The following is a 14585-nucleotide window of genomic DNA, read 5'->3' as shown; positions in this document are numbered from 1 at the left end:
CTTGAGACGAACCGCTCGGGCTTGAACCCTCGCTCTCGACACTAATCTCTAGCTGAAGAGTTGGGGGCCTAGCACCGCAAACAATAGCCCGCCTTAGGGCGGCCAATTTTGCGGGTGCTTAATAGCGATCTTTAAAACGTATAATCAAAGATTGATTGATATGAAGGTTTCCGCGACGGTAATCGATGAATTTTGCACGCATTAAGTTTTTTAATGAGTGAGAGAAGTCCACATCGGCCATGGCAAATTCTTTGTAAGGATAACCGGCCCAAAGGTTTTTAAGTTCTGAGTGAAGGTCTTTTTCTCTTTTTCTGAATTTACCTTGGTCTTTTAGATGGTAAATGATGAAAAGCTCTTCGTCTTCAAGCTCAATTCCTAGGCCATAGCAGATGGCACTAAGGGCATGAACTGCTGCGATATACTTCTTATCTTTACCGAATTCATTTTGAAAATTAACGAAGCCTTTAAAGAATGCATCGAGTTTGAATACCATATTTTCATATACGGCATATGTACTTTTCGATGAGTCATTAGAGACGTGGATACACTTATGAAGAAGCTCTTCAAATTGATCCATTTTCTTAAATTCTACTTTTTCTAATATTTCTTCAAATGTTTCTTGTAATTGGTCCATAGTCGTCTTTCTATCACATAATTCCTAAGCTGCCTATTATTGAGTAATACCGCGAATCTGATACTCTCGTGACGGCTTACGACGGCGATCGTATTCCTTTTGTCCAGGAGAGCGAGAGTCATTATAAATATCCTCTGCTCCATAATAATTACTGATCATACATACATTCAAAGCTGCAACACGATCACATTTTGATTTTACAATTCTCTTATAATTGGCCACGGCCTTTTGATTGCGGGCCTGTCTTTCTGGTGTTAAACGGTAGTATTCTACAAAGAGATTTCTATCCGCTGGATTAATTTCATCCTTGTACACATTGTAAACGAGCTTCTCGCAAGAAACGTCCTTAAGCTCACCTTCAATAGCTGGAAAGTGATTCTTTAATGTTGTTGCAGACTCAGAGCGGAAGCCACCCTGGTCGTTGTCCCCTGCAAAGAAAGAAAGGTTTGAATAAATATCTTCAATCTTGGCGGTTTCATTTTCACATGAGTTAAGCATTTGATCGACTCTTGTTAGAAGCTTCTCAAGATTCTTCTTTGTCACCTCGGCATTTTCATCATCACAAGAAATACACCACTCTCTTTCAGCGAAGTCCGAGTTCACATAGAGCATGGTTGCCAGAAGTGTATTTTCAAGTCCACTCATGGCATCCGCATGGGCAGTTGGAATGATAAGATCAAGGACTGTAAATCTTCGAGTGGCCTTAACTTTTTCAACAAGTTCATCAAAGGCCTTATTAAAATCAAGCTTCTTGAAGTCAACAGGACGCTCATTCAATAGAAATTGATTCTTAACCAGAGTTTCAATGGAATATTGTAATTTGTAGTTACCAACTCTAATGGTGGCCACACCGTTTTTAATCGTTGCAGGAGGGAGCTCACCGATGCCAGTCTTCTTTAGCCAGCGAAAGTACTTATGCTGCTCTTTAATATTTTTAAAGGATTGGGCATAGACCTCAGGGTCTTTGCGTCTTTGATTATAGCTATCCGTAATATCCACAAACCTGCGGTAAAAATTCTTTAGAGCAAAGTCTTCAACGATCGCCTCGCCAGAGTACTCCTCTTTCTCCACAATCATTTTTGCATGAGTCTGGGTAGCTGTCGCCAAGAGGCCAATAAGCGCTAAGATCTTAATAATCGAGTTCCTCATAATTATCTCCCATACGCTTAACGGAGTAATTATATCAATTATTAAATATTTATGTCAGAGATCTAAAGATATCAGTAAGATAGCAAGGCCATCGACATGGCCTCGCTCTAGTTATGCCAATTAAAATTGTGCTGATAATTGAAAGATAAAAGATGAGCCACATTCGAACTCATCGAGCTGATTGACTCCACAATCCATTGCTGAAACCGAATAGTCCATTGTGAATGAGCCTTTTTCGGTATTCAAATTGAAGCCATCTGCTAAATCAAGGCCTTGGGCCGTAAGAGCTGGAGCGATTGCTCTTTCTAAGTTCTCTGCACTAATTGAGATTTGTTTGAGCTTACCAAATAAAGTCTTCTTAACCACTGCTGGTACCACAATATCAATTTCATGCTCTTCAAAGATAATTTGAACTGCTTTTTTAGAGACAACGTTTAATTTCATTTTATTAAGTATTTGTTTAGTAGGAACTCCTTGCGAGATTTCATTACGTGAGCCTTCAACACTAATAACCATGTCGAAGTCACCTTCAATTGTCGACTTTGTTCCAGTAAGGGCATCTCCCTTAACCTCATAGAAATCCTTACCACGAAGCTCGATCGTAATTTCCATACCATTTTCAAGGTGATTAAAGCTTGTGTTAACAGTCTTAGCTAATTCATTATAGCTTACACCCTTGGCAAGAGCTTCAGTCATTGCCGTTGAACAAGATTCAAGCTGCGCAAGATCTCCTCTTTTAAGTAAGGCAGCGGCCTTAGTGGAACCCTCAAGAGCACGAGCATAATTTACTGCAGCTTCACTATTTGAAAAGCGGCAACTTGACAGGCCATCATTAACTGATAATGATGCAAATGCTTGAGTGCTTAATAAAGTGATTGCTGTAGCAATAATAAATTTATTCAATTCAGGCTCCCTTGTACCTTCTTAAAAGTCTGGCAGTAAATTATCATATCTAGGAAATCTATCGAGTTATTTGAAAATTTGCCAATGGATGTCTTAGATTTAGACGCCTATTTTAAACAGGGAGAAATGGTCTTAAAACTTAAGATTTCTCTTAAGTTTCAAGACCTTAGAGCTTATTCAGTCTTCATTTGCTCAATAAATAATCGATACAATGAAGGAAGAACAACAAGTGTTAGAAGTGTTGCAGATATAATTCCTCCAACGACAACTGTAGCAAGAGGTCTTTGAACCTCTGCCCCTAGCCCTGTTGAAAAAATCATCGGCAGGAAGCCGAAAATATCCGTTAAGGCCGTCATAAGAACTGGACGAAGTCTAACCATTGTCCCTTCCCTCACAACGTCATCAGGTGATTTTCCATCAGCTAAGAGTCGATTAAAGTAAGTCACAAGAACAACACCGTTTAGAATACTAATCCCACAAAGAGCAATAAAGCCAACCCCAGCAGAAATACTAAATGGTAGACCTAAAATCTTTAATGAAAGGACACCACCAATAAGGGCCATTGGTGCACAAAGAAAAATGAGTAAGACTTGTGCATAATTCTTAAAGGCCGCATAGAGCATAACTAAAATGAGAAGCAGGGCCAAAGGAACCAGAACGCTTAGTCTTTCTTTAGCAGAAATAAGATTCTTAAAACTTCCACCCCATTCGATATAGTAACCTTCTGGAAGACTAACTTCTTTTTCAACAATCTCTTTTGCAACTTTAACAAAGTTTTCGATATCTCGAGTTTGTGGATTAATAAGAATAGCAAGTCTTCGAACAGAGTTTTCACGACTAACTGATGCGTATGTTTCAGAAAGCTCAATATCGGCCACATCACTAATCTTAACAGTGTAGCCTTCAGAGATTCCAACAGGAAGATTTGAAATTGTCTCCACATCCTTCCTCTCGTTTGCAGACAAACGAGTCATGATCGGATACTTCTTCACTCCATCATAGATATCCCCAACTTGGGCACCACCGATAGCAGTTGAAATAACATCAAGTACAGGTTTACTACTTACGCCTAGTTTAGCTAGTTCATCAAGCTTTGGCGTGTATTGAATCATTGGAGCGAGCCCTTTTGATTCAACTTCAACCTCTCCTGCACCAGGTGTTTTTGCAATGGCCGCAGAAACCTTAGTGGCGATCTCTTCAATGACTTTTAAGTCTTCACCGTAAACCTTAGCAGAAACAGACGCCCTTGTTCCTTCAAGTAACTCGTTAAAACGAAGCTCTACAGGTTGAGAGAACATGGCCACTTGAGCTGGTATATTTAAGGCGAGGGCCTTTCTTACTTCCTCCATAAGCTCGGCCTTGTTTTTGATATGTTCATTCTTAGGCCACTCATCTCTAGACTTAAGCATGACATATGAGTCCGAAATATTGACACCCATCGGGTCCGTACTAATCTCGGCGGCTCCTGTTCTTGCAAAGACCGTCTTTACTTGAGGAAACTCTTTAATAACATCTTCACTTAAGCGTTGAAGGTGAATTGAGTTTTCAATACTAACATTAGCAGGACGGATAAACTGAACAGCAAAGTCCCCTTCATCTAATTGAGGAATAAACTCGGAGCCCATGCCCATAAAAAGAATTCCACCGAGAGCAATAGCAGATACGCCAAAACCGAGGACAGTCTTTTTAAATTTTAAGGCCAATTCTAAAATTGGAGCAAACGCCTTTTTTGCAAGAAGCATGATTCTTGGTTCACGATCTTGTGTATTAGAGCTTAAGAAAGTTGCAGCTAGAGCAGGTACTAAGGTGAATGAAAGTACAAGTGCTGAGGCAAGGGCCATAATAAAAGTTGTGGCCATTGGACCAAACATCTTTCCTTCAACCCCAGTCAGTGCAAAGAGTGGAATGAAAACAGTAATAACAATGATCTCTCCAAATCCAGCTGCTGAGCGGATTTCAATAGCACTTTCCACAACAAGGTCTTTAATTTCAGCACGTGTTAAGGCACGTCCAATTTCCTTTGTTCTCTTTTGCAAGCGGTGGACACAATTTTCAATAACAATAACAGCACCGTCAACAATGATTCCAAAGTCCAAAGCACCAAGGCTCATTAAGTTTCCTGAAACATTTTGCCAGCGCATTAGGATGAAAGTAATTAAAAGTGAAATTGGAATGGTTGCAGCAACAATAATTGCGGCCCTAATATTTCCCACAAGAAGCATGAGAAAGGCCATTACAAGTCCGGCACCTACAATTAGGTTATGCTCAACTGTACTTAGAGTAGCATTAACCATATTCGAACGATTATAAACGATTTCGAGATTTACCCATGAAGGAAGATCCTTTTTAATCTCGTTGATACGCTCTTCAAGTCTAATTGATACAGCACGAGAGTTTTCCCCAAGAAGCATGAAGGCCGTGCCGATGACAACTTCTTTTCCATTATGAGTTGCTGCTCCTGTGCGAATCTCTTTATCAAACTTAACAACGGCCACATCTTTTACACGGATGATATCAAGAGAACCAAGGCGTTTGATAACAATATTTTCGATATCAGAGATATTCTTTAAAAGACCAACACCGCGAACAAGAAGTTGCTCACCAGTTTGAGGAATATATCCTCCCCCAACATTTTGGTTCGTACTCTCAATGGCATTTTCAATATCATCAAAGTGAATTCCAAAGCGGGCCATTTTATCAATATCTGGCTGGATGAAATATTGCTTCTCATAACCACCAATTGTATTAACTTCTGTTACACCTTTAACAGTTAGAAGTCTTGGCTTGATCAACCAATCTTGGATAGAGCGAAGCTCCATAAGCTTCAGCATCTCCTCTTCTTCAGTTTTTACTTCTCCCTTAAAACTTAAGGAGTAGTGAAAGATCTCTCCAAGGCCTGTACTGATTGGCCCCATCTCTGGTTTCATTCCTATAGGAAGTTCAATATTAACAAGCTTCTCTGAAGTAAGTTGTCTGGCACGGAAAATATCCACATCATCATTAAAGATGACAGTAACCTGTGAGATACCGTACTTCGATACAGATCGCGTTTGTTCAACTCCTGGCATTCCCGTTAAAGCCGACTCAATTGGAAACGTTACCATTCTTTCAATTTCTTCAGGAGTTAACCCTTCAACAGGAGTATTAACCTGCACCTGGGTATTTGTGATATCCGGAACGGCATCGATTGATAATTTATCAAATGAGTAGATACCTCCAATGATTAGAATGGCCGTCGCAATAAAAACAAAGAGACGATTATGAACACTAAATTCAATTATTTTATTCATCATGATACTTGCCCTCCTTCCTAGTGTGCGTGACCATATTCAGATTCATCTGTAGAGAAGATATCTGAAACGCGAAGAAGACCGATGCCGCTAATAACGATTTCATCACCTTTAGTAAATGATCCCGTTAACTCATGCTCGTCTATTAACTTAAAGAAGCCTTCCCTCTTGCGATAAAGAGCGCGCTCCTTTCCAACAACCACGTAGGCGCTATCAGGAATATTATAAAAACCCTTTTCAAAAGATGTCGTCTTTATAGCAAGTCTCTTCTGAGCTTCATGAGACAGTTGAAAACCGTGTTTTTCATCAACCTTTGTGATGGCCTTGCCTTCACCAGTTTTTTCGTCACCATGCCCGTGTCCATGGCCATGATCGTCGTGGTCGTCATGGTCGTCATGTCCTTCGTGATCTTCATGTTCCTCATGTTCGTCATGGTCAGAATGTTCCTCATGCTTATGTTCATCGTGTTTGTGTTCGTCATGATGAGATTCACAACCAACTAAACCTATCAGTAATATTAGTAAGAATATTCTTTTCATATTTGTTCCTCTAGAATTGTTCCTCTTAGTAAATAGATATTCCATAAAGCTTCGACTGCTCCCATTTCGTAGTCGTTTCGCCTAATGGAAAAGTCCACCATTTGTCTGTGGGCCTCAATAATCAGCGATGTTGAAATCACACCGCGATCAAAGAGCTTTTCTATTCTCTTATGTTTTTTTTCTAAGACGGCCTGAGAAACCATTTTCTTGTAAACTGATTGATAACGTTGATATTTTTGAATCCAATTCCTAAGATCAATTTGAAGATCAAGTTCATCATAACGAATTTGATACTCACCTTTTTTAACTGCGGCCATCCCCTTGGCCTTTGCTCCATCATTTGTATTAAAAACTGGTAAGTCAAAAGTAAGGCTTAGACCAAAGGCATGCTCTTTCTCATCATCAACTTTGGAGTATTCATACATAGGCCCAATAGAAAGATCACTATAAGCATTGGACTTGGCGACATCATACTCTGCCTTAGCAACGGCTAGTTGTGCGAGTCCTTTCTTATAGTCAGTGCTATCTTTTAACTCTAGTGATTTTAAGTTGATCTTTTTAAACTTAAATAATTTTGGCAGAGCACTTTTTGTGACAACACAATTCTTTCCTGCATTTAATTTTAAATGGACTTGTAGGTTTGCTTTTTCAGCAATTAGTTCTGATAGCCTGATGTAGTAATCATCCATCGCAAACGAAAGAGTCTCATACTCGACTTCTTGGCTTGGTGATAATGATTTTCTAATCTTGCTCTTCTTATCTAGCACTTTCTTTAGAGAATCGTAAGATTCTTGATAGACAGGAATGAGTTCTTGAATTTGTCTAAGGCGATACATATTTAGAATATTTTCTAAAACAACCTTTTCCTTTTCACCTTTCGACTCAAGACTTCCAAGCTCTTTTAATCTCTGTGCCCATGCTTTACGTGAACCTCTCTTTCCCCCTAGCTCAAAAGTTTGAGTTAGCTTAATCATGGAAGAGATTTCATTACTCCCTGCAGAGACGACTTCTGTTTCAACCTCAGGGTTATAAACCTGATTGGCCGAATTAATTTCACCATCAAGTATTTCTTCATTGGCCTTTGCCAAGTGATTGACTTGATGATTTGACTTAATTTTCTTCAAAAATTCATTAGCATCTGTGATACGACAACTCTGTCCATAGGTGTTTAAGCCTATGCACATTGCAAGAATCACGACGCTACTTCGACTAGTATTCATCGCATTAATCCTTTTTAAATAAGAATGTTAAAACTTTAAATTTGAAAATTTACGATAAAGAAGGTGGCTTCTTTGCCGGGTCGAGGTATGGGGATTTGAAGAAATCCAATCTTGGTGTTTGTGTCTTATGTATTTCAAGAAGTGGTAATTTTAATTGAACAGTATGTTCGAGATTGGCCAGGAAGTGCAGACCTGTGCAATGAATATGGCAATGATCAGAACCACTGTCGTGATCATCACAATGTTCTGGATGATCGAGTTTAGACTTCTCGACTTTAGTACTTTCTATATTATCCACAGAGACTTTAATTTCATGGGCCTCATGAGTGAAGCTCACAAAAATCATAAAGACAGTGAATAGAGAAAGTAGAATTCGCATCATGAGTAAAATACTAACATGCTCAGATATTGGAGTCTAGCCTCCAGTCTGTTTCCACTTTAAATTTTTTTTATCGAAGTGAGCCTTAACCTGATCAAGCTTTTCACCGTGAACTTCGATATAGTCGTTTTTAAAGGCACCTCCAACACCAAGAGATTTTTTTAAATCCTTAGCAAGTTTCTGACACCATTTTTTATTTGCAGGAAGATCGCTAATTTCAACAATCGCTCTTCCCTTTCCTGAAGTTAGTCTTCTAATTTTTAAAACAAGTTCAGATTCATTAACTTCTTCATTAGAATTATTTTTACTATTTTTTTTTCTTAAATCACCGGCCTCATCAGACCACACTAGTTTTGCATCTTTCATTCTTAGATCATAACTCAGAAACTAGAATTTGGCATTTTCAAAAAATCAATCTCTTCAGGAGTGGATTCTCGGCCGAGTACTTCATTGCGATGTGGATAACGTCCAAAACGTTCGATAATTCCCATATGCTGATGCATATACTGAAGGGCCATATCATTATCCAATTTTTCAAACAGCCTTAGCCCTTCTTTTTGAATTGTAAGAGATTCACTGTGCATATAGGGCATATAGAGAAAGTGTTTTTTTCTTGTCGTAAAACCTTCATCGGCTTTTTGGAGAATTGCCTCTTGGGCCAAGACCAAGGCCATATCATCACTGGCAAAAGAGCGTGCATCACCACGATAAATATTGCGAGAGAATTGATCGAGAATGATGATTTCGGCCAAACGTCCAAGATGCTCTTCCCTCCACTCAAATAACTCTCCCTTGGCGGCCTTAGTATGAAGCCTACCAAAGCGTTTCTCAATCTCGCGATCAATGCGGGTATCCTTCATCCACTTTTGTTCGTCGGTAAGCTCATCAAACCAAAAATCAAGTACTTCGTGGTACATAAACTCTCCTATTTAATGAAATTTTACCCGATATCTTGTTCAAAATTCGAAATCTGGGTAGAACCTTTTCATGAAAAAATTAATCCTTCTCGTTTGTTTATTTACACTAACAAAATCAGTCTTTGCGGCCGTTAGCAAGGACGAGTACGAGCAAGTCAAAGATGCTCTCTATCAAGCTTATAGTGAACTTGCCCCATCACAAAATGAAGTTTTACAAATTAACTTACCAATTGCAGGTTTACCTGATTCGTATTGGTGGGATATTGATATGATCCATGCCTCATATGTCCAGGCAACAAATCAAGAAGATCAAATTGAACACCGTATTTACTTAATGGGTGGATTTGGTCGACTTGCGGGAATGACTCCTGATGGACTCGCCCTAACTGCATGTCACGAGATCGGCCACGGTATTGGTGGTGATCCTAAGAAGGATGATCCAATGAATATGGGCTATCACTCTTCAATGGAAGGACAATCTGATTTCTTTGCCACGAAAGACTGTCTAGCTGTTGTCTTTAAATATCTTCCAGAATTACGTGAAGTAAAAGAGAAGCCTATCTATAAAGATCTTTGTTCAAAACAAGATAAGCATGAGTACTTTACATGTCTTAGACTTCTTACTGCCATGGAAGCTGATCAGGCCTTCTTTAAAAGCAATGGTGACGAGGTAAGTTTTGAGACCTATTCATCAAATGTGGCCACAGAGCTTAACACTGATCCGTCTTACTACCCTGCGGCCCAATGTCGCTTTGACACGATGATTAACGGGATTTTAGACCTAGAGCGTCCAGAATGTTGGTATCCAGGTGGTGAGAAAAACGGAACATTGCGCTAAATACATGCAAATTTTCGACATGTTCTCCATTAAATGCTAAGGTTCACACTATTATTAGTAGTATTTAACCAAACAAAGGGTATTTAATGGAAACTCATATGGAAAAAGTAAGCTACATTATCGGTCGCCAAATTGGTTCTGATTTTGTTGCACAAGGAATGGAAATCAACGCTGAAATTTTCGCAAACGCAGTATCATCTGCAATGAAAGGTGAAGCAAGCCAACTATCACCAGAAGAAACTCAAAAAACAATGACTGAGTTCCAAGAGCACATGGCAAGACAACTTGCTGAAGCAGCAAATAAGCTAGCTGAAGAAGGTCGTGCATACCTTGAAACAAACAAAGCAGCTGAAGGTGTATCAACAACTGCTTCAGGTCTACAATATAAAGTTCTAGAAGCAGGTTCAGGTGCAACTCCAACTGCTGAGTCAACAGTAGAAGTTCACTATGAAGGAAAACTAATTGATGGAACTGTATTTGATTCTTCATTCCAAAGAGGACAAACAATCCAATTCCCAGTTGGTGGTGTAATCAAAGGTTGGACAGAAGCGCTTCAACTAATGAAAGAGGGAGACTCTTGGGAACTAACAATCCCATCTGAGCTTGCTTACGGTGAGCACGGTGCAGGAGCTAAGATTCCTCCACACGCGACTCTTATCTTCAAAGTACAACTTATCAAAGCAAACGCATAAGTTTATAGAAGGGCCAAGTCATTGGCCCTTTTTCTTAACTTCCTTATAACCTTTCTTAACCAAACTTAAACTTCTAAATTGTTAATAAAAAGCTACATTTCCATCCATAACTTATGGGAGGATTCATGAAAAAAGTATTAATCTTTTTGGCAGCACTACCATTTTTCTTTAATACTGCTCTAGCAGAAAGAAAAAGCGGAGATGAAACAAAATTATCAACAACTGAAACAGTCGGTGCGATGAAGCACACGAGACGATTTAGAAATTTCTTAAGCGCGGCCCGCATTGCAGGCCTTGATGATATCGTAACGATTGATCATCCAATCACAATCTTTGCACCGAATGATGCAGCATTTGCGAAGCTACCTCCTGAAACAGTTGAGTATCTTCTAGCAAACCCTCTAGAGCTTAGAAAACTTCTTCTTTATCATATTGGTTACGGACGCCACGACAAGAGTGATCTTAGACAGAAGAAAGAAGTTAAGACATTCCATGGAAGAGTTATCCTTGTGGATCAAGATAGTGAGGAATTTATTCTAAACTCAAGTACTCTACGCCTTGGAACTCTTAAGAAGCACGATAGAAATATCATTGTTCACGAAATCAATGAAGTTCTTATGCCTTCAGAAGAGCTTCCTGCTAATAACTTTCAAACTGTTGAGTATGTTGATCTTTCTCGCTACCTGGGAACTTGGTACCAACAGGGTGCATACGATGCTTTCTTTAACCTAAGATGTCAGGGAACAAAGGCAGAGTACACACTTAAGCACCACAGAATTAGAGTTAAGAATTCTTGCCAGCTAGTTAACGGAAAAGAAAAAGTTGATAAGGCCTATGCAAAAGTTGTTGATGAAATTTCGAATGCAAAACTTAAGGTTAGCTTTGTACCACTACTTGGATACTTTGGAGTTGGTGGCGGAGATTACCAGATCATCCACCTCGATGAAGACTATACTGAGGCAATCGTAGCGGATAGAAATAGAAATACCCTCTTCATCCTGACTCGTGAAAGAGAGATTGAAGAATCAAAATATGAAGAGCTAGTACAAATTGCAGTTGATCAGGGCTTTAGACCAGAGTACATCAAAAGAACTCCTGTGTATGAAGTAGTTGAGCCAACAGTAGAACCAACTGAGCCAAATGGCCATACAGATGGTGATAGTCATAGCGATAATCATGATGGTGATGATCATCACAATGATCACAACGGTGATAATCATCACGATGATCACGATGGTGATCTTGTCATTAAAGACCCAGTTGAAACTGACGTGATATTTTAAAAAAGAAAAGGGCCAGATTCTGGCCCTTTTTTTATTCGACTCTTACTAGATTTTTACAAACGATGATATTTCTCTCTTTCTTTGGAAAGTGTGGAAAGAGATTGTATTTTGAGGAAAGTGAATCAACCATAAACTTTCCATTTCTCTGCTTCTCTAAAACAAGGTCATTAAAGCCAGTATACTCATCATCATGAAACCAGCGTTTTTCAACACCTGTGTACTGACGATACAATCTAAATTCATCTGACTTATCTGTGTCTAACTCTCCTTCAAGAGTAAGAGACTTGTCACCTTTTTCAACAGTTGCATGGCAATATCCCTCCTCACACTCAATGCTAACAGAGCATCCGCTAGAGCTTTCATAATTACCCGCTAATTTGGCGGCAGATGAATTAAAAGAAATAAGAGCAAGTAATGCGACTAGTGTAATTTTCATAGTGAACCTCATCAGATTTTTTTTTGAATCTATCAGAAATCGACATGAGATTATATAAGGGTGGTAAGAAATATTATGGTGATTAGATTTTAAACAAGGGGGCATTGCCCCCCTTAAGCATATGAAATTATAGAGAATACATCTGAACGATGATAACAGCAAAAAAGATTGCTAGAAAAAGGGCCACACATAAATAGAAGCCCCAAACACTTCCCTGCTCTTGCTCATTATTATCATGTTGTCTAACTTTACCTTCATAATCAAATTTCTTTACTTCTACAGAAGTATCTACTGATGCGTTTTCCATACATCCTCCATTGTTTTTAAATCAAATAATTTTTAAATTGTGATAATTGATCTAAGACAATGGTGGGCTGAGCCCAGAGTGAATGCCAAAAAATAGACTTGTGGCAAGTATTGGTTCTGTGTTTGAAAGGCGACCATAAGAAGGTGCTCTTAGGTCATTATCGAGATGAATTAGATGTAAGTACTCATCAGGTAAGTCTTCTAAAGACTTAAGCTCAGGTGTTCTGGTGTGATTTTCAATTGAGGAGCTGGCCTCTTGATTAAAGTCCAAAAAGATCTTGGCACTATCCTCAAAATCAATCTGTGTTGAAGCAGCACTTGCGATACTTCCTAATAGGAAGAACCAGATGAATAGGATTATTTGCTTAATTTTCAAAGCGCCATAGTCCTCTTATATTTGTGACACCTGTTACGCGCCACTTATCTTTTTTCATTAAACTAAATACGACTTCAACTGGCTTAAGTGTATATTGGCCATCGTTGATATTCTTCATAATCGTCGCATTTGTTTGGGGACGATTTGAGACAAGTGGAGGTCTTGTTAACTTTAACAAGGCAATCTGCATATCGAATTTATTATCAAACTCTGGCACGATAATAATCGTTCTAACAGTTGCGCGACTTCCCTCTTTTTTCACGTCTACGATCTTAAATGAAAGTAGGCCCTGAATGGCCGAGAGAACTTCCTTCTTAGTCTTTTTGATATTCTTTTCCCATGTCACAACATCTTTTACGAAGCCACGATAGTCAGCAATTTGCTGCTGATTTCCAAAGCCTGGGTCATAGTAATTGAATGTTTCTTCAAAATTGGCCGAGAAAGTTTCACGAATCACACTCTCAACCGTTTCTTCTGGAGTTGGTTTAGAACAACTAATAAATGAAGAAATTAAAATTAATAAGACAAGAAATCGTTTCATCCACACATTATACACTTAGCTTGAGCTATGGCCTAATCATTTCTTTGTTAAATCTCTGTATGGAAATTGACGTCACTAAAACATGGAAAATACTAGAGTACGTATTGCATTTATAAATATGATCTGGTGGAAGCTTCTCCATCAATTCTCTGTGAGCGGCGGCCAAATTTGTATATGGAAGCTCAGGAAAGAGATGGTGGATGGCATGGTAATTTAGTCCATTAACAAAAATTAAAAATGAACTGAGTCCCGACTCTATTGTCACAGTGTCTAAGAGATGTTCTTCCCAACTCATAGGCTCTAGCTTCTCATTAGTATAGAGATGATTAAAGAGTGCGCGGTACATATTTAGCGTTGAAGAGATCACCACAATTGCAAACCAAATCCATATCGTACGCATGGGAAGGATTTCAGAAAAAATAAGGGCCCCAATAATGGCCTTATAGAGCACACACATAAGGTCATTTCTAACCATACGGGCAACCTCTTTTTCTTCGTTACGAATTGGTCTCTTATAATCCATAGAAAAAGCGAGGGTGGACATATTTTGATAAACCCAGACCTTCTGTTCCCTAGTTAAGAATGGATAAACAAGTGGAAACACCCCAAAACGAATGACCTGCACGATAGGCAGTGCAACTGATGCCATAAGAGGTCTTGATAAAGTAAGAAAGCTAAACTCTGAAATATACTTATATTCTGGATCTCTCTTGGTACCATAAGTCTTCTTACCGTGGTGAAAGAGGTGGGCATCTCCTAGATAGACTGGATAAGCGTTAGGCCAACCAAAGAGAATATTAAAGGCCGTACGATACCCTTTAATCTTCTTTGCGATATGACTCACCTCATGAACTAAGATTGTTCCACGATAGATAAAGAAAATCGCAACAATTAAAGTGAAGATATTAAAATGGAAACATGTGTAGAAGAAAGCACTCCATCCAATAAGAGCGTTAATAAGTAGATCAAACCAAACCCTAACCTTGTTTAGGGTGTGGTGATTCTTTAAGATCTCCTTCATTAGCTGAATGTCATCTCTTTTAGATATTACCTCTCTCATTATACTTTTCTAGCATATGAGA

At 38.9% G+C, this 14585-nt stretch carries 17 protein-coding genes; 3 read left to right on the top strand and 14 right to left on the bottom strand.

Annotated elements, in window-relative coordinates; genetic code table 11:
• Window positions 1-118 precede the first annotated feature (118 nt).
• The 9 genes from ABMA79_RS09155 to ABMA79_RS09115 form a co-directional block, all read right to left on the bottom strand.
• Window positions 119-634: a hypothetical protein gene (locus ABMA79_RS09155; RefSeq protein ID WP_393092032.1), complete on the bottom strand. Its 516-nt coding sequence runs from the start codon at window positions 632-634 to the stop codon at window positions 119-121.
• 36 nt (window positions 635-670) lie between these two features.
• Entirely contained in the window at window positions 671-1783 is a 1113-nt protein-coding gene (locus tag ABMA79_RS09150; RefSeq protein WP_393092029.1) for a hypothetical protein, read from the bottom strand.
• Window positions 1784-1903: 120 nt separating this feature from the next.
• On the bottom strand, window positions 1904-2686 hold the full coding sequence (locus ABMA79_RS09145; RefSeq protein WP_393092026.1) for a hypothetical protein: 783 nt from the start codon (window positions 2684-2686) through the stop codon (window positions 1904-1906).
• A 173-nt stretch (window positions 2687-2859) separates the two neighbouring features.
• Window positions 2860-5979 (bottom strand): efflux RND transporter permease subunit, encoded by a 3120-nt coding sequence (locus ABMA79_RS09140; RefSeq protein WP_393092023.1) that lies wholly within the window; start codon window positions 5977-5979, stop codon window positions 2860-2862.
• Between the two features lie 17 nt (window positions 5980-5996).
• Window positions 5997-6515 (bottom strand): hypothetical protein, encoded by a 519-nt coding sequence (locus ABMA79_RS09135; RefSeq protein ID WP_393092020.1) that lies wholly within the window; start codon window positions 6513-6515, stop codon window positions 5997-5999.
• Window positions 6512-7735 (bottom strand): TolC family protein, encoded by a 1224-nt coding sequence (locus ABMA79_RS09130; protein WP_393057689.1) that lies wholly within the window; start codon window positions 7733-7735, stop codon window positions 6512-6514. The genes ABMA79_RS09135 and ABMA79_RS09130 overlap by 4 nt, the downstream gene beginning before the upstream one ends.
• 49 nt (window positions 7736-7784) lie before the next feature.
• Entirely contained in the window at window positions 7785-8117 is a 333-nt protein-coding gene (locus tag ABMA79_RS09125) for a hypothetical protein (protein ID WP_392859789.1), read from the bottom strand.
• A 33-nt stretch (window positions 8118-8150) separates the two neighbouring features.
• Complete coding sequence (locus tag ABMA79_RS09120; RefSeq protein WP_392859786.1) at window positions 8151-8480, bottom strand: hypothetical protein; 330 nt, start codon at window positions 8478-8480, stop codon at window positions 8151-8153.
• A gap of 14 nt (window positions 8481-8494) precedes the next feature.
• The gene (locus tag ABMA79_RS09115) at window positions 8495-9031 is read right to left on the bottom strand and encodes a DUF924 family protein (RefSeq protein ID WP_392859784.1); all 537 of its coding nucleotides are present in this window, start codon (window positions 9029-9031) and stop codon (window positions 8495-8497) included.
• Between the two features lie 70 nt (window positions 9032-9101).
• On the opposite strand from ABMA79_RS09115, the gene ABMA79_RS09110 reads away from it, so the two are divergent.
• From ABMA79_RS09110 to ABMA79_RS09100, 3 genes are all read left to right on the top strand, one after another.
• Window positions 9102-9869 (top strand): hypothetical protein, encoded by a 768-nt coding sequence (locus ABMA79_RS09110; RefSeq protein ID WP_393092017.1) that lies wholly within the window; start codon window positions 9102-9104, stop codon window positions 9867-9869.
• A gap of 86 nt (window positions 9870-9955) precedes the next feature.
• Entirely contained in the window at window positions 9956-10561 is a 606-nt protein-coding gene (locus tag ABMA79_RS09105; RefSeq protein WP_392859777.1) for an FKBP-type peptidyl-prolyl cis-trans isomerase, read from the top strand.
• Window positions 10562-10686: 125 nt separating this feature from the next.
• Entirely contained in the window at window positions 10687-11844 is a 1158-nt protein-coding gene (locus ABMA79_RS09100; protein ID WP_393092015.1) for a lipocalin family protein, read from the top strand.
• Between the two features lie 31 nt (window positions 11845-11875).
• On the opposite strand, the gene ABMA79_RS09095 is transcribed toward ABMA79_RS09100, so the two are convergent.
• From ABMA79_RS09095 to ABMA79_RS09075, 5 genes are all read right to left on the bottom strand, one after another.
• Window positions 11876-12280, bottom strand: coding sequence for a hypothetical protein (locus ABMA79_RS09095; RefSeq protein WP_393092012.1), 405 nt, complete (start codon window positions 12278-12280; stop codon window positions 11876-11878).
• Window positions 12281-12407: 127 nt separating this feature from the next.
• Window positions 12408-12587 carry a hypothetical protein gene (locus ABMA79_RS09090; protein WP_392859770.1) on the bottom strand — a complete coding sequence of 60 codons (180 nt, stop codon included), beginning with the start codon at window positions 12585-12587 and terminating at the stop codon, window positions 12408-12410.
• A gap of 51 nt (window positions 12588-12638) precedes the next feature.
• On the bottom strand, window positions 12639-12962 hold the full coding sequence (locus ABMA79_RS09085) for a hypothetical protein (RefSeq protein ID WP_393092009.1): 324 nt from the start codon (window positions 12960-12962) through the stop codon (window positions 12639-12641).
• Window positions 12952-13503: a hypothetical protein gene (locus ABMA79_RS09080; RefSeq protein ID WP_393092007.1), complete on the bottom strand. Its 552-nt coding sequence runs from the start codon at window positions 13501-13503 to the stop codon at window positions 12952-12954. The genes ABMA79_RS09085 and ABMA79_RS09080 overlap by 11 nt, the downstream gene beginning before the upstream one ends.
• 25 nt (window positions 13504-13528) lie before the next feature.
• Window positions 13529-14563 carry a fatty acid desaturase gene (locus ABMA79_RS09075; RefSeq protein WP_393092004.1) on the bottom strand — a complete coding sequence of 345 codons (1035 nt, stop codon included), beginning with the start codon at window positions 14561-14563 and terminating at the stop codon, window positions 13529-13531.
• Window positions 14564-14585 lie beyond the last annotated feature (22 nt).

The sequence above is a fragment of the Halobacteriovorax sp. HFRX-2_2 genome, from assembly GCF_043196705.1.
GTDB lineage: Bacteria > Bdellovibrionota > Bacteriovoracia > Bacteriovoracales > Bacteriovoracaceae > Halobacteriovorax_A.
The sequence above is the reverse complement of the archived record's forward strand: the minus strand, read 5'-3'. Positions and strand labels throughout refer to the sequence as shown.